16 protein-coding genes are annotated in these 22,246 nt (G+C 63.1%); 11 read left to right on the top strand and 5 right to left on the bottom strand.

All coding sequences use genetic code 11. The features are described from left to right. Positions 1–6: 6 nt before the first annotated feature. Positions 7–201 carry a hypothetical protein gene (locus tag AD662_RS10740; RefSeq protein WP_018611361.1) on the bottom strand — a complete coding sequence of 65 codons (195 nt, stop codon included), beginning with the start codon at positions 199–201 and terminating at the stop codon, positions 7–9. Between the two features lie 301 nt (positions 202–502). On the opposite strand from AD662_RS10740, the gene glsB reads away from it, so the two are divergent. Then, entirely contained in the window at positions 503–1,411 is a 909-nt protein-coding gene (glsB, locus tag AD662_RS10745) for a glutaminase B (RefSeq protein ID WP_014338647.1), read from the top strand. Between the two features lie 63 nt (positions 1,412–1,474). On the opposite strand, the gene AD662_RS10750 is transcribed toward glsB, so the two are convergent. Continuing rightward, a complete protein-coding gene (locus AD662_RS10750) occupies positions 1,475–1,804 on the bottom strand; it encodes a hypothetical protein (protein WP_014338648.1) in 330 nt (109 codons plus the stop codon). Positions 1,805–2,482: 678 nt separating this feature from the next. Then, the gene (locus tag AD662_RS10755) at positions 2,483–4,429 is read right to left on the bottom strand and encodes a DNA topoisomerase III (RefSeq protein ID WP_053187085.1); all 1,947 of its coding nucleotides are present in this window, start codon (positions 4,427–4,429) and stop codon (positions 2,483–2,485) included. Between the two features lie 243 nt (positions 4,430–4,672). On the opposite strand from AD662_RS10755, the gene AD662_RS10760 reads away from it, so the two are divergent. The 4 genes from AD662_RS10760 (at position 4,673) to AD662_RS10775 (ending at position 9,235) form a co-directional block, all read left to right on the top strand. Continuing rightward, positions 4,673–5,080 carry a response regulator gene (locus tag AD662_RS10760; RefSeq protein ID WP_018611355.1) on the top strand — a complete coding sequence of 136 codons (408 nt, stop codon included), beginning with the start codon at positions 4,673–4,675 and terminating at the stop codon, positions 5,078–5,080. 103 nt (positions 5,081–5,183) lie between these two features. Next, entirely contained in the window at positions 5,184–5,705 is a 522-nt protein-coding gene (locus AD662_RS10765; protein WP_053178778.1) for a sigma-70 family RNA polymerase sigma factor, read from the top strand. Beyond that, a complete protein-coding gene (locus AD662_RS10770; protein ID WP_018611351.1) occupies positions 5,702–6,661 on the top strand; it encodes a FecR domain-containing protein in 960 nt (319 codons plus the stop codon). Before AD662_RS10765 ends, AD662_RS10770 begins: the two co-directional genes overlap by 4 nt. Positions 6,662–6,757: 96 nt before the next feature. Continuing rightward, positions 6,758–9,235 carry a TonB-dependent siderophore receptor gene (locus tag AD662_RS10775; RefSeq protein ID WP_053187088.1) on the top strand — a complete coding sequence of 826 codons (2,478 nt, stop codon included), beginning with the start codon at positions 6,758–6,760 and terminating at the stop codon, positions 9,233–9,235. Positions 9,236–9,277: 42 nt separating this feature from the next. Here the strand turns inward: AD662_RS10775 and AD662_RS10780 are convergent, their stop codons facing one another. Further along, a complete protein-coding gene (locus AD662_RS10780; protein WP_053187091.1) occupies positions 9,278–10,900 on the bottom strand; it encodes an MFS transporter in 1,623 nt (540 codons plus the stop codon). A 206-nt stretch (positions 10,901–11,106) separates the two neighbouring features. Then, on the bottom strand, positions 11,107–12,750 hold the full coding sequence (locus AD662_RS10785; protein WP_053187094.1) for a GMC family oxidoreductase: 1,644 nt from the start codon (positions 12,748–12,750) through the stop codon (positions 11,107–11,109). 130 nt (positions 12,751–12,880) lie between these two features. On the opposite strand from AD662_RS10785, the gene AD662_RS10790 reads away from it, so the two are divergent. The 6 genes from AD662_RS10790 to AD662_RS10815 all read left to right on the top strand — a co-directional run bounded on the left by AD662_RS10790 (position 12,881) and on the right by AD662_RS10815 (position 22,200). After that, entirely contained in the window at positions 12,881–13,765 is an 885-nt protein-coding gene (locus AD662_RS10790) for a LysR family transcriptional regulator (protein WP_014338655.1), read from the top strand. 245 nt (positions 13,766–14,010) lie between these two features. Continuing rightward, positions 14,011–14,628, top strand: coding sequence for a transcriptional repressor LexA (gene lexA, locus AD662_RS10795; protein ID WP_018606049.1), 618 nt, complete (start codon positions 14,011–14,013; stop codon positions 14,626–14,628). Continuing rightward, entirely contained in the window at positions 14,628–15,260 is a 633-nt protein-coding gene (gene imuA / locus AD662_RS10800; RefSeq protein WP_053187097.1) for a translesion DNA synthesis-associated protein ImuA, read from the top strand. Before lexA ends, imuA begins: the two co-directional genes overlap by 1 nt. A gap of 7 nt (positions 15,261–15,267) precedes the next feature. Next, on the top strand, positions 15,268–16,689 hold the full coding sequence (locus AD662_RS10805; protein WP_053187099.1) for a Y-family DNA polymerase: 1,422 nt from the start codon (positions 15,268–15,270) through the stop codon (positions 16,687–16,689). Next, a complete protein-coding gene (locus tag AD662_RS10810; protein WP_408003936.1) occupies positions 16,665–19,763 on the top strand; it encodes an error-prone DNA polymerase in 3,099 nt (1,032 codons plus the stop codon). The genes AD662_RS10805 and AD662_RS10810 overlap by 25 nt, the downstream gene beginning before the upstream one ends. 325 nt (positions 19,764–20,088) lie before the next feature. After that, positions 20,089–22,200 (top strand): ATP-binding protein, encoded by a 2,112-nt coding sequence (locus AD662_RS10815; RefSeq protein WP_074849640.1) that lies wholly within the window; start codon positions 20,089–20,091, stop codon positions 22,198–22,200. The last annotated feature ends 46 nt before the right edge of the window (positions 22,201–22,246 follow it).

A 22,246-nucleotide genomic window follows, 5' to 3' on the forward strand; every position in this document is an offset into this window, starting at 1 on the left:
GCCGACTCATTCTGACCCGAGGGTGACGCGACAACCCTTGCGCTGGCGGATCTGCTCGTCCGATGGGCGTTCCTTGATGAATTCGAAGCGCGGCTCGCCTTCGCTGTAGATCACCAGCCAGCCCCATTCCAGCTCGCTTTCATCCTGCCCGGGCTTGGGCGGCGAGGCCCACCAGGGTTCTTTTTGCATGACCTGACGCATCGTCTACTCCTGCCGATTGATCCTTTGCACTATAGACCGCTCGATTCGACGACCAGCGCCCATGAAAACGCTTGCATCCTGTGGGAGCAAGGCTTGCCCGCGAAGCAGGCGACTCGGTTCCAGATAGACCGTGTGATCTTCATCGCGGGCAAGCCTTGCTCCCACAAAGTCTGCCCCACAGAGCCCCTTGCCACAGGTGTGTGTGCCTGAAGTTTGATAATCAGTGTGCTCTGCTCCCGCCCACCAGCGTCTAGCGTCTGTATCCCCGCACTCGAACGGGGAATGACTGGACCCCGCGCATATGCAAGCACTGTTGAACGAGATCCTCGATACGGTTCGCCCCCTGATTGGTCAGGGCAAGGTGGCCGACTATATTCCGGCCCTGGGCACCGTAGCGTCCAACCAGTTGGGTATTGCCGTGTATGGCAACGACGGCGAGTTGTATTGCGCCGGCGACGCCGAAACAGCGTTTTCGGTGCAGAGTATTTCCAAAGTGTTCAGCCTGGTGCAGGCCATCGGGCATTCAGGCGAGGCGATCTGGGAGCGCTTGGGCCATGAGCCGTCTGGCCAACCGTTCAATTCCCTGGTGCAACTGGAATTCGAACGTGGTCGACCGCGCAACCCGTTCATCAATGCCGGCGCGTTGGTGATCTGCGATATCAACCAGTCGCGTTTCGCCGCTCCGGCGTTGTCGATGCGCGATTTCGTGCGCCGTCTGTCGGGTAATCCACAGGTGATGGTGGACGGCAAGGTCGCCGAATCGGAATACCAGCACCGCGCCCGCAACGCGGCGATGGCGTACCTGATGCAATCGTTCGGCAATTTCCATAACGATGTGGAAGCGGTACTGCGCAGTTATTTCAGCCACTGCGCCCTGCGGATGAGCTGTGTCGACCTGGCGCGGGCGTTCTGCTTCCTGGCCAACGACGGGTTCTGCAAGCACAGCGGCGAACAGATCCTCACCGCCCGGCAAACCCAGCAGGTCAACTCCATCATGGCCACCAGCGGCTTGTACGATGAGGCCGGCAATTTCGCTTATCGCGTCGGCCTGCCGGGCAAGAGCGGGGTCGGTGGCGGGATTGTCGCCGTGGTGCCGGGGCGGTTCACGGTGTGCGTCTGGTCACCTGAGCTCAACGTCGCCGGCAACTCCCTGGCCGGCATGGCGGCGCTGGAGTTGATGAGTCAGCGGATCGGCTGGTCGGTGTTCTAGAGCCGGCCTCACAAAAAAAGGCCCGCTCCTGATCCAGGCGCGGGCCTTTTTGTTGAGTGGTGATCAGCAGAGGCGGTCGATGACCCGGACCTCAGAGGTGCTCTGCATCGACTGCCAGGCCTGGGTCAGCGTTTGCAACACGCGACCGATGAAGTCTTTGTCTGCCGCAGCCTTCTTGCCAACGTAGCCCTGGCCACGGCGGTACATCTTCAGCCGGGCGCCCAGCTCTTGCGTGTTCTTTTCGAACTCGTCTTCGCGGGTGTAGGGCGAGAGGCAGTCCATATGCACCTGGCCAGTCTTGCTGATCCACAGGATATGGTTGTCGAGCGTGTCCTTGTGTGCGGCGAATATGCGAGCCAGTTCATCAATAGATGGTTGATTATTCAGATTCATGTGTAAGCCCCTTGACCATTTGGTTGATCTGTCTGGTGGTTCGCAAAAACTTCGCTATTCGGTAAGTACCTGCCCAGTGCCTGCATGGCGAGCACCGAAACCAGGCCGTCAGCGTTCCTCCATCGAACTTCGACGGGGTCGTGCATCGGTTGTGTAGTGTTATCGAAGGGCTGCTACGCAAATGCGCTACAACGAAGAGAAACAGCGAAGAATCTTCAGGCAGTGTCAACTTTCGAGGGTTGAACCACGCGCATCATGAGGATCTTCGCCGACGTTTCTCGTCCTTGTTACCGGACGGTCAGGCCAGGTCAGCACCTTCAATCTGCCTTGTGGGCAGTCCCTTATCCAAAAAACAGCTCGGCGGTCAGACGAGCTTGCTCAAACAGTTGCCTGTACTCCCGATCGGGGAGACGTCTGCATCATGCAAGGGCAAATCGGAGGCGTCAACGGTTTTGTAGTGATTATTTTTGGTCACTACATATTGTCGGACAAAACGGTTTGGGTATGAAAAATCGGCGAAGGCGCGGACTTATCTGTGGGAGCAAGGCTTGCCCGCGATGAAGAACACACGGTCGATCTGGAACCGAGTCGTCTGCTTCGCGGGCAAGCCTTGCTCCCACAAAGCCTTGCTCCCACAGATCTTCTGCCACAGGTTCCATGTCTTCGGTGAGCCGCTGCTCAGGTCGCCTTGGTCTTGCTCGCCTTGCGCGGTGCACCGCTGGTCTTGCGCTTGGCTGGCTTGCGTTTGTTTTTCCACGGCGTGGCGCCACGCCCGGCGGGGCTGGCCGGGCCGCTGATGGTCAGGCTCATGCCCTGGCAGCGGGCGACGTGCTTGCTCATCCAGGCGGCTTGCCGGGTCACGAATTCTTCCAGGCTCATTTCGCCGCTTTGCACCATGTCCAGCGCTTGCTCCCAGATGGCCGTGGTGCCCGGGTCGGCGATGGCCCGGGGCACGGCGTCGATCAGGCTGAAGGCCGCCGGGGTGGCGGACAGCGCCTTACCGTTTTTCACCAGGTAACCGCGGTCGAGCAGCCCCTGGATAATCGAGGCCCGGGTCGCTTCGGTGCCAATGCCGGTGGTGTCCTTGAGCTTTTGCTTGAGCAGCGGGTCTTCCACCAGCTTGGCGACGTTCTTCATCGCCTTGATCAGGTCGCCTTCGGTGAACGGCTTGGGCGGTTGGGTCCACAGGTCCTTGGGTTTCACCTCGTCCACGGCGCAATCGCGACCTTCGCTCAGCGCCGGCAAGGTCTGCGGCGCCGGTGCTTCACGGCCTTTTGCCGGTGCCAGCGCTTCGGGCAGGGCGCGTTTCCAGCCGGGTTCGACGATCTGCTTGCCCACGGCACGCAGCGCCTGGCCGGCACAGTCGAAGTCGGCCTGGGTCCGGTCGTATTCGTGGTTGGGCAGGAACTGCGCCAGGTAGCGCGCGCGAATCAGCGTATAGACCGCGCGCTGCTTGCCCGCGAGTTTGTCGAGGTTCCTGGCGGCGGCGGTGGGAATGATGCCGTGGTGGGCGCTGACCTTGGCGTCGTTCCAGGCCCGGGACTTGCGTTGCGGTTGCAGGTGCTCGCGCAGCGGTGCAAGGCTTGGGTCGGCCTGGGCGAGGGCGGCCAGGATGGCCGGTGCCTCACTGTGCTGGCTCAAGGGCAGGAAACCGCAATCGCTGCGAGGGTAGGTGATGAGCTTGTAGGTCTCGTAGAGCGACTGGGCAATGTCCAGGGTTTCCTGGGCGCCGAGGCCGAGTTTCTTCGAGCAGACTTCCTGCAGCGTGCCCAGGTCGAAGGGCAACGGTGCCGCTTCGCGCAGACGTTCGGTACGTACCTTCAGTGTCCGGGCGGTGGCGGCGTTGCTCATGGCTTGGGCGGCGTCCCGGGCCAGGGCCTGGTTCAGGCAGCGTTCCTGGTCGTCGCAGGCGTCCGGATCGGCGCGCCACTGGGCGGTGAACGCCGTGCCTTCGTGGCTGAGCTGCACGTCGATGGCCCAGTAGGCGACCGGCACGAAGTCGGCGATGCTGCGGTCGCGGTCCACCACCAGCCGCAGCGTCGGTGTCTGCACGCGGCCCACCGGCAACACGCCCTGGTAGCCGGACTGGCGCCCCAGCAAGGTGAACAGGCGACTCATGTTCATGCCGATCAGCCAGTCGGCCCGGGAACGGCCAAGCGCCGAGTGATACAGGTTGAAGGTTTCGGCCCCTGGCTTGAGGGCGGCCAGGGCCTTGCGGATCGATGCTTCGTCCAGGGCCGAGAGCCATAGCCGCCGGATCGGCCCGCGATAACGGCAATGTTCCACCAGTTCCCGGGCGATCATTTCGCCTTCGCGGTCGGCGTCGGTGGCGATCACCAATTCCTTCGCTTCCCCCAGCAGGCGCTTGACCGCCTTGTACTGGCTGGCGGTTTTCGGCTTGACGGTCATTTTCCATTGCGCCGGCACGATGGGCAGGTCGGCCAGTACCCAGCGCTTGTAGCGCGCGTCGTAGGCGTCGGGCGGGGCGGTTTCCAGCAGGTGGCCGATGCACCAGGTGACCGTGATGCCAGGGCCCAGCCAGCAACCGTCGCCACGGCGCGTGGCACCGAGCACGGCGGCGATGTCCTTGGCCTGGGACGGTTTTTCACACAGGTACAGCTGCATAGCGCCCTTTTCCTGAGCAGGTTTCATGGGGTTGTAGCATGGTCATGGATGCGCGCCAGGGCAAGTTTTATCTGTATGGATATACAGATAAAAAGCGTTGCACTGCGTTGCCGGGGGGGCTCTGGCGTGACATTCGGCGGCCTGTTGGCACACAGAATGAATTTCTCGCAGGGGGATTGCTCATAACTTCAAGGCGGTTGTTGCCGCAAAGAAGGTTTTATGAGGTCAAGGAGAGTCACTTTCATGAATTCGATGCCAAATGGCAACGGCCAGGCGACTACACGTTTGATTCTCGTTGTGGAAGATGATCCGACCATCCTGGAGTTCCTCTGTGAAATCCTCGAGGAGGAAGGGTTTGTCGTGGAGCCTCGGGAAAGCGCCGACGCGGCGTTGACGTTTCTCGAAGAGAGCGCCGATTACGTCGACCTGTTGCTCACCGATATCACCATGCCCGGCAAGATCGACGGCGCGGACCTGGCCAACCTGACCGGAGACCGCTGGCCGCAGATACCGCTGCTGATCATGTCCGGCTTCGAAACGCCGGAAAGCGCGGGAATCAAGCACCACGCTTCGTTCATCGCCAAGCCCTGGGCGCTGGGACAAATGCTGGACCTGGTGGAAAGCACGGTGAAAAGTCACTCCCTGAACTGAGTCATTCCAGCGAGTGGGCAGTGGCCGGGTATGTTTGGGTTGCAAGCGGTGATGGGCTCTATGACAATGCGAGTCATTATCAGTCGCGAATTATTCCATTGCCATGTCCGCCAACGATCTGTCCCTACGCAGTGCTGTCGACGTTCTGTACAGTGATCATCACGGTTGGCTCCAGGGCTGGCTGCGCAAGCGTTTGGGCAACACCTTCGATGCCGCGGACCTTGCCCAGGATACGTTTGTGCGGGTGATCAAGGCGCGCACTGCGCTGGATATCCGTGAGCCACGACCGTACCTGTCGATGATCGCCAAAGGGCTGTTGATCGACCTGTTTCGCCGTCGCTCGCTGGAGCAATCCTACCTCGAAGTATTGGCGGCCATGCCGCAAGAGCAGCACCCCTCGCTGGAAGAGCAGGCGATCATGCTCCAGGCCCTGCTGGAGATCGACCGCTTGCTCCTGGGGTTGGGGCCGCGGGTCAGGCAGGCGTTCATCCTGTCGCAGTTCGACGGCCTGACGTACCCGCAAATTGCCGAACGCCTGGGGGTTAGCGTACGCACGGTCAACAACCACATGGCCAAGGCCATGGAGCATTGCTGCCTGATGCAGATTCAACTGCAACTTTCATGAACCTGCCCCCGGAAGAGTTGAACGCCATTCGTGTAGCGGCGCAGTGGTACGCCCGGCTGCATTCCGGCATCAGCACCGACGCGGACCGGGCCGACTGGCACGCCTGGCTGGCTGCCGATCCGTTGCACAGCCAGGCCTGGCAACGCATGGCGGCAGTGGCCGAGCAGATGGCAAGCGTACCGGGCGCCCTGGCCGCGCCGACCTTGAGCGACACCCACCATCGATCCCGCCGCCAGGTGTTGCGCAGCGCCTTGCTGCTGACGTCCGCTGGCGGCCTGGGTTGGTTGGGCTGGCACAGCCAGGCAAGCCAGAACCTGTTTTGCGATTACCGCACCGCCGTGGGCGAGCGTCGCGAGTTCCAACTGGCCGATGGCAGCACGGTCCTGCTCAACACCGATACTTCGATCAATGTTCGTTTCGATGGACAGCAGCGGCGCCTGGAGCTGTTGCGGGGTGAGGTGCTCGTGACGACGGCGGTCGATCCCTTGCGGCGTCCGTTCAAGGTGGTCACGGGGCCGGTCGAGGTGCTTGCGCTGGGCACGCGGTTTATCGTCCGTGGCCAGGCGCGAGGCGGCGAAGTGGCGGTGCTGGAGAAAGCGGTCGAGGTGAGCCTGCTGGCGACTGGAGCAAGGAGGCGGGTCGAAGCCGGCCAGCGCCTGGGTTTCAATGAGCGGTCGCTGGGCACGTTGCGTGGCAACGATGTGTCGGTCGGTGCCTGGCAGAAGGGCAGCATCATCGCCATTGATCGTCCCCTGGCGGCGCTGCTGGATGAACTGTCGCGCTACCGCCCCGGTGTGCTGCGTTGGGACCCGGCGATTGGCGACTTGAAAGTTTCCGGTGTGTTTCCCGTCGATAACACCGATCTTGCCTTGGCCGCGCTGGAAAGTGGTTTCTCGTTGCAAGTGACCCGCTACAGCCGATTCTGGGTCCAGGTCGCGGGTGGCGATCGGCGGTGACGCTGTGTAATAAAAAAATCCGGCCCTGCACTTTTCACCCCCCTCGTTCGGCTCTTCCTCAGTGAGTTTTTATCGACTGTTTTGGGGAGGGGAAATATGCCTTGGGTAAGCGCGCCAGGCCGTCTGGTGTTTGCAGTGAAAATCGGCTTGCTGGCGGTCACCACCGCCGGCGCCACGGCCGTGAATGCCAGCCCGGTTCCAGGTGCCTCGGCGCAGCAGCGTTTGGTGCAGGCCTACGATATCGGCGCCGGCAGCCTGGTGGATGTGCTGACCCGCTTCTCCAGCGCCGCCGGTGTCGCCCTGTCGTTTGATGCCCGGCAACTGGAGGATTTGCAATCGCCCGGCCTGAGAGGTTCTTTCGGCGTGGGTGACGGTTTCGCTCGCATTCTTGGCGGTAGTGGCCTGCAAGCTGAGCCCCAGGCCAACGGCACGTACGTGCTGCGCCGGCTGCCCGCCAACGGTTCGGTCATGGAACTGGGAGCCACCCGCATCGAGGCTCAGATGCTCGGGGCGACCACCGAGAACAGTGGCTCCTACACGACGGGCGCGGTGACCATCGGCAAGGGCGAGCATTCCCTGCGCGAAACGCCGCAGTCGGTGACGGTGATCACCCGCAAGATGCTCGATGACCAGAACCTCAACACCATCGATCAAGTGATGGAAAAGACCCCCGGCATTACCGTCTACGACTCGACCATGGGCGGTAAGTATTTCTATTCCCGTGGGTTCCGGATGTCCGGCCAGTATCAATACGACGGCGTTCCGCTGGACATGGGCAACAGCTATGTCCAGGCCGACAGTTTCAGCAGCGACATGGCCTATTACGACCGTGTCGAAGTCCTGCGCGGCGCCGCCGGGATGATGAAGGGCGCGGGCGGTACTTCCGGTGGCGTCAATTTCGTGCGCAAACGCGGCCAGGCCACGGCCCAGACCGAACTCAGCCTCTCGGGCGGCACCTGGGACAACTACCGCGGGCAGGTCGATACCGGTGGCCCGCTGAATGATTCCGGTACCGTGCGGGGCAGGGCGGTGATCGCCGAGCAGAGCCGGCATTTTTTCTACGACGATGCCCGGCGCAAGGACCAGATTTATTACGGTGCCCTGGATTTCGATCTGTCGCCCGACACGACGCTCGGCGTGGGCGTTGCCTATGAAGACGTCGATGCAAGCCCTTGCTGGGGCGGGCTTCCTCGCTACCGGGACGGCAGCGATTTGAAACTCAGCCGTTCCACTTGCCTGGATCCGTCGTGGAACACCTGGCGCAGCCAGCGCACCACGGTGTTCAGCGATCTCAAGCATCAGCTCAATGACGACTGGGCGGTGAAGGTCGCCGGTGTCTATACGAAAAATACCCAGGACATCAAATACGCCTTTGCATCGGGTTCGGTGGCGCCAGGCACCTCGACCACCAACCTGTTGGGCAGCATGTACGACTACGACCAGGTCGATTACGGCCTCGACGCCTACCTGGACGGCAAGTTCGACGCCCTGGGGCAGCAACATGAATTGATCGTGGGTTTCAACGCCAGTCGTTCGGACAAGGACGATTTTTTCTCGGTCGCCTTCTTGCCGCAGAAGCAGAACGTGTTCGATCCGGATCGACATATTCCCGAACCGGACGACAGTTACTTCATTGAAAACTCGACGCGCGGTGGCCCGGTCAAGACCGTTACCCAGCAGCAAGGCATGTATTCGACCCTGCGCCTGAAACTGGCAGACCCGTTGACCTTTGTCGTCGGCAGTCGGGTGAGCTGGTACCGCTCCAAGACCGACTCGCAGTTTCTCACCGGCGGTTCGGAGCACGCCAAGAGCACGGAGACGGGCCAGGTCACGCCGTTTACCGCCGTGTTGCTGGACCTCAATGAGCACCTGACGGCTTATGCCAGTTATTCGGATATCTTCACGCCCCAGGGCAACTATCGCTCCGCAAGCGGTTCGGCGCTCAAGCCCCTGGTGGGCGAGAGTTATGAGCTGGGGATCAAGGGGGAGTGGTTCGAGGGAAGCCTGAACAGCGCCTTCAACCTGTTCCGCACGTTGCAGAAAGACCAGGCCCAGACCGACTACTTCTCAAGTTGTGCGTCCTCGGACGGTTACTGCTATGAGAACGCCGGCAAGGTTCGCGCCCAGGGGTTCGAAGCCGAGATCAGCGGTGAAGTCATCGAGCGCCTGCAACTGCTGGCCGGCTACACCTACACCCAGACCAAGACCCTCAACGACATTGACACCAGCCTCAACGGTGGTTCGTTCAACAGCTACGTGCCACGCCATGTGCTGCGCCTGTGGGCCGATTATGCCCTCGGCGGAGCGTTCGAACGGGTCAGTGTCGGCGCCGGGGTCAATGCCCAAAGCGACAACTTCCGCGTATCGCCGGCGACGGGCGAGAAGATCACCCAGGCCGGTTATGCCGTGTGGAACGGTCGCGTTGGCTACCGCATCGATGACACCTGGTCGTTGGCCCTCAATGGCAACAACCTGCTCGACAAGCGCTACTACACCACCATCGGTACCGAGAACTTCGGTAACTACTACGGTGAGCCGCGCAACTTCACCATGACCATGAAGGCGCGCTTCTGATCCGCTGGCGAGGGCGCCAGTGCCCTCGCTACGGTTTCGTCCTCAGTTTTTATCCAGGTCCACGTTCCGGGTTTCCCGCAGGCAGATCATGCCCACCACCAGGCTGACCCCGGTGATCACCACCGGGTACCACAGCCCATAGAAAATATCCCCGGTGTAGACCACCAGGGCGAACGACACGGTGGGCAGGAAACCGCCGAACCAACCGTTGCCGATGTGATAGGGCAGGGACATGGAGGTGTAGCGAATGCGGGTCGGGAACAGTTCGACCATCAACGCCGCCAGCGGTCCGTAGCACATCGCCGAGATGATGATCAGTGCCACGATCAAGGCCACGATCATTGGCCGGTTGATCTGCTGGGCATCGGCCTGTTGCGGATAGCCTGCCAGGGTCACGGCGCCGCGCAGGGCCGCTTCGTCGTAACCTTCGAGTTTCACGTCACCGACGCTGACCTGCACGGAACTGCCAGCCGGAGCCGCCACGCTGCTGTAGGGCAGGCCTTGCTTGACCAGGAAGGTCTTGACCTTGTCGCAAGGGCTGTCGAAACGCGCCTTGCCCACCGGGTCGAACTGGAAGGTGCAGGTGGCCGGGTCGGCGATCACGGTGATCGGTGCCTGGCGGCTCGCCTGGTCGATGGCCGGGTTGGCGTAGTGGGCCAGGGTCTTGAAGATCGGGAAGTACAGCGCGGTGGCCAGCAGCAGGCCGATCATCAGCACCGGTTTGCGCCCGACCTTGTCCGACAGCCAGCCGAAAAAGATGAAGAACGGTGCGCCGATCACCACGCTGACAATCAGCAGGCTGTTGGCCAGGGCCGGGTCCATCTTCAGGAACTGGGTGAGGAAAAACAGCACGTAGAACTGCGCGGCATAGAAGGTCACCGCTTGCCCTGCGTTGATGCTGAACAGGGCGATCAGCACCACCTTCAGGTTCTCCCATTTGCCGAAGGATTCGCGGATCGGCGCCTTGCAGCACTTGCCTTCTTCTTTCATTTTCAGGAAGGCCGGCGACTCATGCAGGCTCAGGCGAATCCAGGTGGAGATGCCCAGCAGCAGGATCGACAGCAGGAACGGAATGCGCCAGCCCCAGACTTCGAACTGATCGCCGGTGAAGTAGCGACAGCCCAGCACCACCAGCAGCGACAGCAGCAGCCCGAGGGTGGCCGTGGACTGAATCCAGCTGGTATGAAAACCGCGCTTGCCCATTGGCGCATGCTCGGCAACGTAGGTTGCTGCGCCACCGTACTCACCGCCCAGGGCCAGGCCCTGGAGCATGCGCAACACCACCAGGATGATCGGCGCGGCGATGCCGATGCTGGCGTAGTTGGGCAGCAGGCCGACGCAGAACGTCGCCAGGCCCATCAATACGATGGTCGCCAGGAACGTGTACTTGCGCCCGATCATGTCCCCCAACCGACCGAACACCAGGGCCCCGAACGGCCGCACGATGAAACCGGCGGCGAACGCCATCAGGGCGAAAATGAACGCGGTGGTGTCGTTGACCCCGGCAAAGAACTGCTTGCTGATCACCGCCGCCAGGGCGCCATAGAGAAAAAAGTCGTACCACTCGAACACCGTCCCCAAGGACGAGGCGAAGATGACTTTCTGGGTTTCCTGGCTGGTGCCGACGCTGCGCGTGGCTTCCAGGGACTGAACATGCTCGGACATAGCGGTATCCCTCACAGTGATTGTTTTTGTTGTTCCACTGCGACGCCGGGGTGGCGCCTCCTGATTTGATACGTTTCCCTTTGCTTACACATTTCCCCTGTGGGAGCGGGCTTGCTCGCGAAAGCTGTGTGTCAGCTAACGATGATGTCGACTGGCACACCGCTTTCGCGAGCAAGCCCGCTCCCACAGGGGGACTCTGTTGTTTTCTATACCGTGGCGGGCTCCTTTTGCAGCGTGGTAATTCGGGTGTCTGCCTCAAGCATCATCTGCGCCGCCTTCTCGGCAATCATCAACGTCGGCGAGCAGGTGTTGCCCGAGGTGATGCGCGGCATGATCGAGGCGTCGGCGATGCGCAGGCCCTTGATGCCATGGACACGCAGTTGCGCATCCACCACCGCGTCGCGATCCTGGCCCATGCGGCACGTGCCGACCGGGTGGAAAATCGTCGTGCCAATCCGGGCGGCGGCCTGGTGCAGTTCCTCTTCGGTTTGCAGGCTGGGGCCCGGCAGGTATTCCACCGGTTTGAACGCGCTCAGGGCCGGGGCCGCGACGATGCGTCGGGTCAGGCGGATGGCGTCGGCGGCGACCCGCAAGTCTTCGGGGTGGCTCAGGTAATTGGGTTGGATCAGCGGCGCTTCGTGCGGGTCGGCCGAACGAATGTCCACCCGGCCACGGCTTTGCGGGCGCAGGTCGCAGACCGATGCGGTGAACGCCGGGAAGCTGTGCAGCGGTTCGCCGAAGCGTTCCAGGGACAACGGCTGCACGTGGTATTCGAGGTTGGCCGAGGCCTGCTCCGGGCCCGAGCGGGCGAATGCGCCGAGTTGGCTGGGGGCCATGGACAGTGGGCCGCTGCGGTCGTACAGGTAGCGCAGGCCCATGCCCATCTTGCCCCACAGGGTGCCGGCGATCTGGTTCAGGGTGCGGGCGTTTTCCAACTGGTAGATCAGCCGCAGTTGCAGGTGGTCTTGCAGGTTGCCGCCGACCCCGGGCAGTTCATGGGTCACGCCGATGCCCAGGTGTTGCAGCAGGCTGCGCGGGCCGATCCCGGAACGTTGCAGGATGCCCGGCGAGCCAACGGCGCCGGCGCACAGGACAATTTCCTTGCGGGCCTTGAAGGTCATGCCCTTGCCTTGCCAGCGCGCGCTGATGGCGTGTGCGCGGTCGTCACGCAGCAGCACGCGGTCGACCTCGACGTCGGTCAGCACCGTGAGGTTGGCGCGGTGGCGAACCGGCTTGAGAAACGCCTTGGCCGCGTTCCAGCGCACCCCGGCTTTCTGGTTGACCTGGAAGTAACCGCAGCCTTCGTTGTCGCCGCTGTTGAAGTCGTCGACGTTGGGGATGCCGCTCTGTTCGGCGGCACTGCGAAAGGCATCGAGAATCGGCCATGACAGGCGCTGGCGTTCGACCCGCCATTCGCCGCCGGCGCCGTGGAATTCGGACGCGCCGGCAAAGTGGTTTTCACTCTGGCGGAACAGCGGCAGCACGTCGTTCCAGGCCCAGCCAGCATTGCCCTCGGCGGCCCAGCTGTCGTAGTCCGTCGCCTGGCCGCGCATGTAGATCATGCCGTTGATGGAGGAGCAGCCACCCAGGACCTTGCCGCGGGGGTAGCTCAGGGCGCGCCCTTGCAGGCCGGGTTGTGCTTCGGTCTTGAAGCACCAGTCGGTGCGTGGGTTGCCGATGCAGAACAGGTAGCCGACCGGGATGTGAATCCACGGATAGTTGTCGCGCCCGCCGGCTTCGAGCAGCAGCACCCGGTGTTGCGGGTTGGCCGACAGCCGATTGGCCAGCAGGCATCCGGCAGGGCCGGCGCCCACGATCACGTAATCGTATTCATCGACGACAGGTTGCATTCGCGACCTCATTCTTGTTTTTGTGGGATCCATCCTAGTTGTTAGTTTTCGTCAAAAGAATGTTAGTTTTTGCGCAGCGGCTGTGCGTTTATAAACAGTCATGCCTTCAGGCGCGTTCAAGGATCGCCTCATGTTCGACTGGAATGACCTGCGTTATTTCCTGGAGCTGCAACGCAGCGGGCGTCTGCTGACGGCTGCACGACGCCTGAACACCACCCACGCCACGGTGGCCCGGCACATCGAGGCCATCGAGAAAAGCCTCGGCACCGCGCTGTTTGTCCAGCATGCCCAGGGTTATGAACTGACCCCGGCCGGCGAGACGCTGCTCAAGCACGCCGAAGCCATGGAGAACGTGGCGTTGCTGGCCCAGGAGGACATCACCCAGTCCAGTGCGCCCCTGGGCAAGATCCGCCTGGGGGTGACCGAAGGGCTGGGCATCATGTTCCTCGCCAGCCGCATGGACGGGCTGTTCCAGCGCTATCCGGGGCTGGAGGTGGAACTGGTGGCGGTGCCGCGCTTTGTCAGCATCCTCAACCGTGAGGCGGAAATCAGCATCCACCTCGAACGCCCGGCGGCCGACCTGCTGGTCACCCGCAAGCTCACCGACTACAGCCTGGCGCTGTACGCCAGCCAGGCCTACCTGGACCGCTCGCCGGCGCTGCGCAGCCGCGAAGACCTGGCCCGCCATGCCTGGATCGGGTATGTCGACGACCTGCTGTTCAGCCAGGAACTGATGTTCCTCAACAGCTTTTGCCGCAACCCTCGGGTGGTGTTCCACAGCACCAGCGTCATCGCCCAGCAACAGGCCGCGCGCTCGGGCCTGGGGATCGCTGTGCTGCCGTGCTACATGGCCAGCGGCGACCCGACATTGGTGCGGTTGCTTCCGGACGAGACCATCCGCCGCAGCTACTGGATCAGCACCCGCCGCGAACTGCATAAATCCGTACGCTTGCGGGTGTTGTGGGATTACGTGGTGCAGTTGTGCGAACGGGAGCAGGGGCTGTTACTCCCCTGAGCACGCAATGCCCCTGTGGCCAGCCGCTCTGTGGGAGCAAGGCTTGCCCGCGAAGCAGGCGACTCGGTACCAGATAAACCGTGTGTTCTTTATCGCGGGCAAGCCTTGCTCCCACAGAACCCCTATGAATGCGTTCCTCCTGTGAATGCTGTTGGCCAAGAAAACGATGAGCCTGTGGTGAGGGGGGTTATCCCCGCTGTGAACTGACTGGTGGCGCTTGTCAGAAAAACCCCGGAAGAGTACAAATGTACTCCATGACGACTCTCACTCCCCGCCGTACCGCCATCCTGACTTTCATCCGCGAACGCATCGCCGATCAGGGCCAGCCTCCCAGCCTCGCTGAAATCAGCGAGGCGTTCGGTTTTGCCTCCCGCAGTGTGGCGCGCAAGCATGTGCTGGCGCTGACCGAAGCCGGTTTCATCGAGGTCAATCCGCACCAGGCCCGGGGCATTCGCTTGCTGAACCAGCCACCACGACCCGAGCTGCTGGACGTGCCGGTGCTGGGGCGAGTGGCCGCCGGGTTGCCGATCGGCGCCGATGCCGAGGTCCACAGTCGCCTGATGCTGGACCCGGCGATTTTTACCAAGGCGCCGGATTACCTGCTGCGGGTCCAGGGCGATTCGATGATCGAGGACGGCATTCTTGACGGTGATCTGGTGGGCGTGCAGCGCACACCCCAGGCCTCCAACGGCCAGATTGTCGTGGCGCGTCTGGATGGCGAAGTCACCATCAAGCGCTTCGAGCGCATTGGCGAGCGGGTGCGCTTGTTGCCGCGCAACCCGGCCTACCAACCGATCATCGTCGAGGCCGACCAGGACCTGGCGATAGAAGGGGTGTTCTGTGGCTTGGTGAGGCAAGGCTGATGGGCGCTGTCGTTGCGCTGGACACGCTGTTCAACGGCGGCCAGGTCTGGAAGGGCCGGCCTGCGCCGCCAGCCGCCAGCCCGCAACCCACCGGTCATGCGGCATTGGACGCGGCGTTGCCCAGTGGTGGCTGGCCGGAGTCGGCGTTGACGGAACTGCTCATCGCCGCGCCGGGCGTCGGCGAGTTGCAACTGGTGTGGCCGACCCTGGCGCGGCTGGCGGCGGCGGGGGAGCGGATCGTGCTGGTGGCGCCACCGTTCGTGCCCTATCCCCAGGCCTGGCAGAACGCTGGCGTCGACCTGCGTCAGTTGTCGGTGATCCGCGCCGATGAGCGCGATGCCCTGTGGGCCACCGAACAATGCTTGCGTTCTGGCAGTTGTGGCGCGGTCCTGTGCTGGCCCCGCCAGGCGGACGACCGGGCCTTGCGTCGCTTGCAAGTGGCGGCGGAAACCGGCCAGACCCTGGCGTTCGCCTGGCGCTCGATCCAGGAGGCCATCAACCCGTCGCCGGCGGCGCTGCGCATCGCCATCGATACCCGGCCGGCGCAATTGCGCGTGCTCAAGTGCCGCGGCGGGTTGGCTCGTTCGGCGCCGATTGCCTTTGCCACGCTCGTCCCACAAACCGGGCATTGAGGTTGCGATGCGCTGGGTCTGTATTCTCTTCCCGCAATTGGCGCTGGACGCCGCGCTGCGTCAGCGCCCCGATCCCGAGCAGCCCCTGGCATTGCTGACCGGTCCGGCCCAGCGTCGGGTGCTGCAAGCGGTGAATGCGCCGGCACGAGCCCTGGGCTTGCGCCCCGGCCAGACCATGACCGCCGCCCAGGCCTTGAGCAAAGGCTTTGCCACCGCCGAATACGACGCGGCGCAGATCGAATATTGGCAACAGTTCCTGGCAGCCTGGGCCTACCGTTTCAGTTCCCAGGTCAGCGTGCATTACCCGCGTACGCTGCTGTTCGAGATCGAGTCGAGCCTGGGCCTGTTTGGCCCCTGGCCGGTGTTCGAGGTGCGCTTGCGGGCCGAGCTGACCGAGCTGGGCTTTCGCCATCGCATCGTCGCCGCTCCCAATCCGGTGGCGGCGCGGGTGTTGGCCAATGCCTACGACGCCCTGGTGGTGCCCGACGCCGAGACTTTGCAGCAATGCCTGGGAGACATGCCCGTGGAGCGGATCGGCCTGGAACCCGAGGTCGCCACGGCGCTGTCGCGCATGGGCCTGCGCCGCCTGAGCCAGGTCCAGGCCTTGCCCCGGCAGACCCTGGCTCGGCGCTTCGAGGCCCAGGTGCTCAAGCACCTCGACGCGCTGACGGGCAGTCGCACCCTGGCGCTGTCGTTCTACCTGCCGCCAGACCGTTTCGATGTACGCATCGAACTCAACTACGACGTTCAGTCCCATCAGGCGCTGCTGTTTCCGTTGCGCCGGCTGACCGGTGACTTGTCGGCCTTCCTGTGCGGACGCGACAGCGGCGTGCAGCGTTTCGACCTGCACCTGGAGCACGCCGGGTTGCCGGATACCGTGATCAAGGTCGGCCTGCTCAGCGCCGAACGGGACCCAGCGATGCTCTTCGAACTGGCCCGCGGTCGCTTGGAACAGGTGCAGGTCGCGGCCCCGGTGCGGGGTTTTCGTTTGTGTGCCGAGGACCTGCCGAGTTTCGTGCCCCAGCGCCTGGAGCTGTTCGACGAGCGCCCGCAACAGTCCTTGCCTTGGGAGCAACTGCGCGAACGGCTGCGGGCGCGGCTGGGGGATGACGCGGTGCAGGGCCTGGGGTTTCGCGATGACCATCGACCTGAATGCGCCTGGCAAATGACGCCCCAACCCCGGCCCCGGGCCTGCCCGGTGCGCGCTGGCGTGCAGCGTCCCGGCTGGTTGCTGAATGAGGCCCAGGTGCTGCAGGACAGCCAGGCGCGAGTCCTCATGGGCCCGGAGCGCATCGAGACCGGCTGGTGGGACGGTGCCGACGTACGCCGCGACTACTACCTGATCGAAACCCGCAGCGGACAACGTGGCTGGGCCTATCGAACGGTGGGCGAGGGCGGGCCGTTGTGGCTGCAGGGTTGGTTCGCATGAGCGTTGAGTATGCCGAGCTGCATTGCCTGTCGAACTTCAGCTTCCAGCGCGGCGCCTCCAGTGCCCTGGAGCTGTGTCGTCGGGCCAGGCAAGAGGGCTACCAGGCCCTGGCGATCACCGACGAATGCACCTTGGCCGGAATCGTCCGGGCCTGGCAGGCGGCCAAGGAACTGGAGCTGCAACTGATCGTCGGCAGCGAAATCCAGGTCGAGAACGGCCCGAAACTGGTGTTGCTGGTGGAAGACCTGGAAGGCTATCAAGCCTTGTGCCGGCTGATCACCCGCGCCCGGCGTCGCAGCGAGAAGGGCCACTATCGCATCGTGCGAGAGGATTTCGACCAGCCCTTGCCCGGGCTGCTGGCGTTGTGGATAGCCGAGGGCAAAGATGTCGAGGAACATGGCCGTTGGCTCCAGCCGATCTTTGCCGGACGCCTGTGGCTGGCGGTCCAGTTGCATTGTGGGCAGGACGACCGCCGCCGGTTGGCAGACTCGTTGGCGCTGGCCGAGCGCTTGAATCTTCCCGCCGTGGCCAGTGGCGATGTGCACATGCACGTGCGTGGTCGTCGTGCCTTGCAGGACACCATGACCGCCATCCGCCACCACGTCACGGTGGCCGAGGCTGGCCAGCGCCTGCACCCCAACGGCGAGCGCCACTTGCGCAGCCGCAAGGATCTGGCCGATCTCTACCCGCGGGCCTTGCTCGACGAAACCCTGAACATCGCCCGGCGCTGCACCTTCGATCTTGGTCAACTGCGTTACCAATACCCCCGCGAGCTGGTGCCCGAGGGGCATGATCCGGCGTCCTGGCTGCGGGAACTGACCGAGTGTGGCATGCGCGAGCGGTGGAAGGCTGGCGTGACAGACAAAGTGCGGGCACAGATCGACAAGGAACTGAGCCTGATCGCCGAGTTGGGTTATGACAGCTATTTCCTCACCGTACAGGACATCGTCAGCTTCGCCCGCAGCCGCCATATCCTTTGCCAGGGGCGCGGTTCGGCGGCCAACTCGGCGGTGTGCTACGCCTTGGGCATCACCGAAATCGACCCCAGCCTTACCAGCCTGCTGTTCGAACGCTTCCTGTCCCGGGAGCGCAACGAGCCGCCGGACATCGACGTCGACTTTGAACATGAGCGTCGCGAGGAAGTGCTGCAGTACGTGTTCCAGCGCTATGGCCGTCATCGTGCGGCATTGACGGCGGTGGTCAGCAGTTACCACGGCGCCGGGGCGGTGCGCGATGTCGCCAAGGCCCTGGGCCTGCCGCCGGACCAGATCAACGCCCTGGCCGACTGCTGTGGCCGCTGGAGCGACGAGGCGCCGCCAGTGGAGCGCTTGCGTGAAGGCGGCTTCGACCCGGACAGCCCGGTGTTGCGCCGGGTCCTGAGCCTGACCCGGCAATTGATCGGTTTTCCCCGGCATTTGTCCCAGCACCCGGGTGGCTTCGTGATTTCCGAGCAACCCCTGGACACCCTGGTGCCGGTGGAAAACGCCGCCATGGCCGAACGCACCATCATTCAGTGGGACAAGGACGACCTGGACGCGGTCGGGTTACTCAAGGTGGACATCCTGGCCCTGGGCATGCTCAGTGCGATTCGTCGTTGTTTCGATTTGATCGAGCACTACCGGGGCCAGCGCTACGCCCTGGCGTCGCTGCCCAAGGATGATCGGGCGACCTACGAAATGATCAGCCGCGCCGACACCATCGGTGTGTTCCAGATCGAGTCCCGGGCGCAGATGTCGATGTTGCCTCGGCTGCGACCCAAGACCTTCTACGATTTGGTCATCGAAGTGGCGATCGTGCGGCCCGGGCCAATCCAGGGTGGGATGGTGCATCCGTACCTGCGCCGCAGAAACAAAGAAGAGGCGGTGACTTATCCCTCTGAAGCGTTGAAGGAAGTGCTCAACCGCACCCTGGGTGTTCCCTTGTTCCAGGAACAGGTCATGCAGATCGCCATCGTCGCGGCCGATTACACCCCGGGTGAAGCAGACCAATTGCGTCGCTCCATGGCGGCCTGGAAACGTCACGGTGGGTTGGAGCCCCATCGGGAACGCCTGGCGCAAGGGATGAAGAAAAACGGCTACACCGCTGAGTTTGCCGCGCAAATCTTCGAACAGATCAAAGGCTTCGGCAATTACGGTTTCCCGGAATCCCACGCCGCCAGTTTCGCCTTGCTGACCTACGCCAGCAGTTGGCTCAAATGCCACGAACCGGCGGCGTTCGCCTGTGCCCTGATCAACAGTTGGCCCATGGGGTTCTACAGCCCGGACCAGATCCTCCAGGATGCCCGCCGGCATCAACTGTCGATCCGTCCGGTGGACGTGCGTGCCAGCGATTGGGATTGCAGCCTCGAGCCCATGGACGGTCGGCAACCGGCGATCCGCATGGGGCTGCGCATGGTCAAGGGCTTTCGCGAAGAGGATGCCCGCCGTATCGAAGCGGCCCGCCGGCATCGGCCCTTCAGCGACGTGGCTGACTTGGGCGAGCGCGCGCAACTCGATGCCCGGGCCCAGGCGCAACTGGCCGATGCCGGTGCCTTGCAGGGCTTGGCCGGTGATCGCCATCGTGCCCGCTGGGAGGTGGCCGGGGTGCAGAAGCAACTGGGCTTGTTCGCCGGTTTGCCCTGCCAGGAAGAACCGCCTGTGGCCCTGCCAAAACCCACGCTGGGGGAAAACCTGTTTGCCGATTACACCACGCTCGGTACGACACTGGGCCCTCATCCGCTGGCCCTGCTGCGTCCCGAACTGCGCGCCCGGCGCTGCCGCAGTTCACGGGAGTTGCAGGATGTGGAGCATGGCCGCAACGTCAGCGTCGCCGGGCTGGTCACCGGCCGCCAACGCCCGGGCACGGCCAGTGGCGTGACCTTTGTCACCCTGGAAGATGAATTCGGCAACCTCAACGTGGTGGTCTGGCGCGACCTGGCCGAGCGCCAGCGCAAAACCCTGGTGGGCTCGCAATTGCTCAAGGTCGACGGGCGCTGGGAAAGCGTCGGCGAGGTCCGCCACCTGATCGCCGGGCGCCTGAGCGACCTGACCGAGTTGTTGGCGGGGATCCAGGTGCAGAGCCGTGATTTCCGCTGAATCCGCACGTTGTTTTAGGCTGGAGACACGATTTCTGCGGCAACGGAATTACGTGGCGAGGGGATTTATCCCCGCTGGGTTGCGAAGCAACCCCATGATTCATCAGCCACTGTGATGTGTCAGACAGGACGCAGGGGGTTGCTGCGCAACCCAGCGGGGATAAATCCCCTCGCCACAGATATTTACTTTTGCCACAGGAATCATGTCCTCGATCCAAACAGCACCCTCACATGAAACCAAACGCCAACCCAGCGCTCGAAGCTCTGATCGCAAGGGATTTGTGTATGCCGACTCCCAGCAGGCATTTTGAGGTTCAGAATCGACCATGCAGTTTCTATCCCAGAATCACGGGTGCCCTGGATGGGGCGGTGAAATGGCCGGGCGTATCCGGGCGTTCGATTGGAGCCGGACCGAGTTGGGCGCCATCGAGCACTGGTCCGCCAGCCTGCGCAGTGCCGTTCAGTTGCTGCTGGCTTCGCCCCTGCCGATGGTGATGTTGTGGGGCCGCCAGGGCTTCATGATCTACAACGATGCCTATGCCGAGTTCGCCGGTGGCCGCCATCCTTACCTGCTGGGGTGCGCGGTGGAGTTGGGCTGGCCGGAGGTCGCCGAATTCAATCGGCATGTGCTGGACGTCTGCCTGGCCGGCGGCACCTTGTCCTACCGCAGCAAAGAGTTGGTCCTGCTGCGCGATGGCAAGCCTGAAGATGTGTGGATGGACCTCTATTACAGCCCGGTGCCCGATGACGACCAGTCCCCGGCGGGCGTGCTGGCGATTGTGGTGGAAACCACCGAGCTCGTGTTGACCGAGCGTGCCCGGCAAGAGGCCGAACGCAGTTACCGAGCCGTCAATGAACGCATCCAGTTGGCCCTCTCGGCCGGACCATTGCTGGGATCGTTCGTCTGGGACATCCAAGCCGACACGCTGTCGGGCGATGAGCGTTTCGCCCGTACCTTCAACTACCCGCCAGACTGTTCGCTGGACGCACTGCCCATCGAAATCGCCCGCCAGCGCATCCACGCGGATGACCTTGAAGAGGTCAACCAGCGGATCGAACTGACCGTGCGTACGGGCATCCCCTACAGCGCTGAATATCGGGTGCGCCGCATAGGCGGTGATGACCTGTGGGTGCTGGCCAGCGGTCGCTGCGAATTCGATGCCACGGGCAAGCCCCTGCGTTTTCCAGGTGTGCTGATTGACATCAATGAACGCAAGACAGCCGAAGCTTCGCTGCTCAAATTCACCCGCGACCTGGAACAGCGGGTCGCCGACGAGGTGCAGGCGCGACTGGCGGCAGAAGAACAGTTGCGTCAGTCGCAAAAGCTCGAGGCCATTGGCGGTCTCACGGGTGGCGTGGCCCATGACTTCAACAACCTGCTGCAAGTGATTGCCGGCAACCTGCACTTGCTGGCCCGCCACGAGCGGGACAACGTCAACGTGCAACGGCGGGTCAGTGCCTCCATCGAAGCCGTGGAGCGAGGGGCCAAGTTGTCATCGCAACTGCTGGCTTTTGCCCGGCGCCAGCCATTGTCACCGGCGGTCTACAACCCACGACGCATCTACGAGGGCATGGGTGAGCTGCTGCAACGGGCCTTGGGTGAAACCATCCAGATTGAAGTGAGCCTGCCCCAGGAGCCCTGGTGCATCCACGTCGATCGCAATCAATTGGAAAACGCCCTGTTGAACCTGGCGATCAATGCCCGCGATGCCATGGGCGGCGAGGGCATCATCCGCCTGATCGGGGAGAACATCGGGCTCGATGAAGCGTTCTGTGCCGGCAAGGGGATCTCGGCCGGCGACTATGTCCGGCTGTCGGTGATCGACTGCGGTGCCGGCATGCCGCCCGAGATCCTGAAGCAGGTGTTCGAACCGTTTTTCACCACCAAGACCGATGGCCAGGGCACTGGGCTTGGATTGAGCATGGTGTTCGGGTTCGTCAAGCAGAGTGGCGGCCATATCGAGATCTCCAGCGACCTGGGCGAGGGCACGCGGGTACGGATGTATTTTCCTCGAAGCCTTGCGCCCGAAGCGGGCGAAACCGAGCAACACGACGCGCTTCAGTCCGGCCGGCAAGAGACGATCCTGGTGGTGGAGGACAACGACGAGGTGCGCAGCGCGTCGGTGGAACTGCTGGAGCAGTCTGGCTATCGGACCCTCACGGCCGCCAACGGCGATGAGGCGATGAGGCTGCTGCTGGAAGGCATCTCGGTGGACCTGATCTTCACCGACGTCGTCATGCCCGGCCTGATCAAGAGTTCCGACCTCGCCGCCTGGGCCAAGGTGCAGAACCCACCGGTCCCGGTGCTGTTCACCTCGGGGCACACCCGGGACATCATCTCCCGCAACCATCAGTTGAGCCCCGATACCCATTTGTTGAGCAAACCCTACGGCCCGGACGCGCTGACCCGGATGGTGAGGAGTGTGCTGGGCGGCTGATCGCGGCACTGCAAACAAATGGAACCGATGCCGTCGCGTCACTTTC

The organism is Pseudomonas kilonensis (genome assembly GCF_001269885.1).
GTDB lineage: Bacteria > Pseudomonadota > Gammaproteobacteria > Pseudomonadales > Pseudomonadaceae > Aquipseudomonas > Aquipseudomonas kilonensis.

What these genes read in the sequence shown, in the direction of transcription:
- AD662_RS10740 (WP_018611361.1), bottom strand. Translation starts at nt 201, where the DNA reads ATGCGTCAGGTCATGCAAAAAGAACCCTGGTGGGCCTCGCCGCCCAAG.
- glsB (WP_014338647.1), top strand. Translation starts at nt 503, where the DNA reads ATGCAAGCACTGTTGAACGAGATCCTCGATACGGTTCGCCCCCTGATT.
- AD662_RS10750 (WP_014338648.1), bottom strand. Translation starts at nt 1,804, where the DNA reads ATGAATCTGAATAATCAACCATCTATTGATGAACTGGCTCGCATATTC.
- AD662_RS10755 (WP_053187085.1), bottom strand. Translation starts at nt 4,429, where the DNA reads ATGCAGCTGTACCTGTGTGAAAAACCGTCCCAGGCCAAGGACATCGCC.
- AD662_RS10760 (WP_018611355.1), top strand. Translation starts at nt 4,673, where the DNA reads ATGAATTCGATGCCAAATGGCAACGGCCAGGCGACTACACGTTTGATT.
- AD662_RS10765 (WP_053178778.1), top strand. Translation starts at nt 5,184, where the DNA reads ATGTCCGCCAACGATCTGTCCCTACGCAGTGCTGTCGACGTTCTGTAC.
- AD662_RS10770 (WP_018611351.1), top strand. Translation starts at nt 5,702, where the DNA reads ATGAACCTGCCCCCGGAAGAGTTGAACGCCATTCGTGTAGCGGCGCAG.
- AD662_RS10775 (WP_053187088.1), top strand. Translation starts at nt 6,758, where the DNA reads ATGCCTTGGGTAAGCGCGCCAGGCCGTCTGGTGTTTGCAGTGAAAATC.
- AD662_RS10780 (WP_053187091.1), bottom strand. Translation starts at nt 10,900, where the DNA reads ATGTCCGAGCATGTTCAGTCCCTGGAAGCCACGCGCAGCGTCGGCACC.
- AD662_RS10785 (WP_053187094.1), bottom strand. Translation starts at nt 12,750, where the DNA reads ATGCAACCTGTCGTCGATGAATACGATTACGTGATCGTGGGCGCCGGC.
- AD662_RS10790 (WP_014338655.1), top strand. Translation starts at nt 12,881, where the DNA reads ATGTTCGACTGGAATGACCTGCGTTATTTCCTGGAGCTGCAACGCAGC.
- lexA (WP_018606049.1), top strand. Translation starts at nt 14,011, where the DNA reads ATGTACTCCATGACGACTCTCACTCCCCGCCGTACCGCCATCCTGACT.
- imuA (WP_053187097.1), top strand. Translation starts at nt 14,628, where the DNA reads ATGGGCGCTGTCGTTGCGCTGGACACGCTGTTCAACGGCGGCCAGGTC.
- AD662_RS10805 (WP_053187099.1), top strand. Translation starts at nt 15,268, where the DNA reads ATGCGCTGGGTCTGTATTCTCTTCCCGCAATTGGCGCTGGACGCCGCG.
- AD662_RS10815 (WP_074849640.1), top strand. Translation starts at nt 20,089, where the DNA reads ATGCAGTTTCTATCCCAGAATCACGGGTGCCCTGGATGGGGCGGTGAA.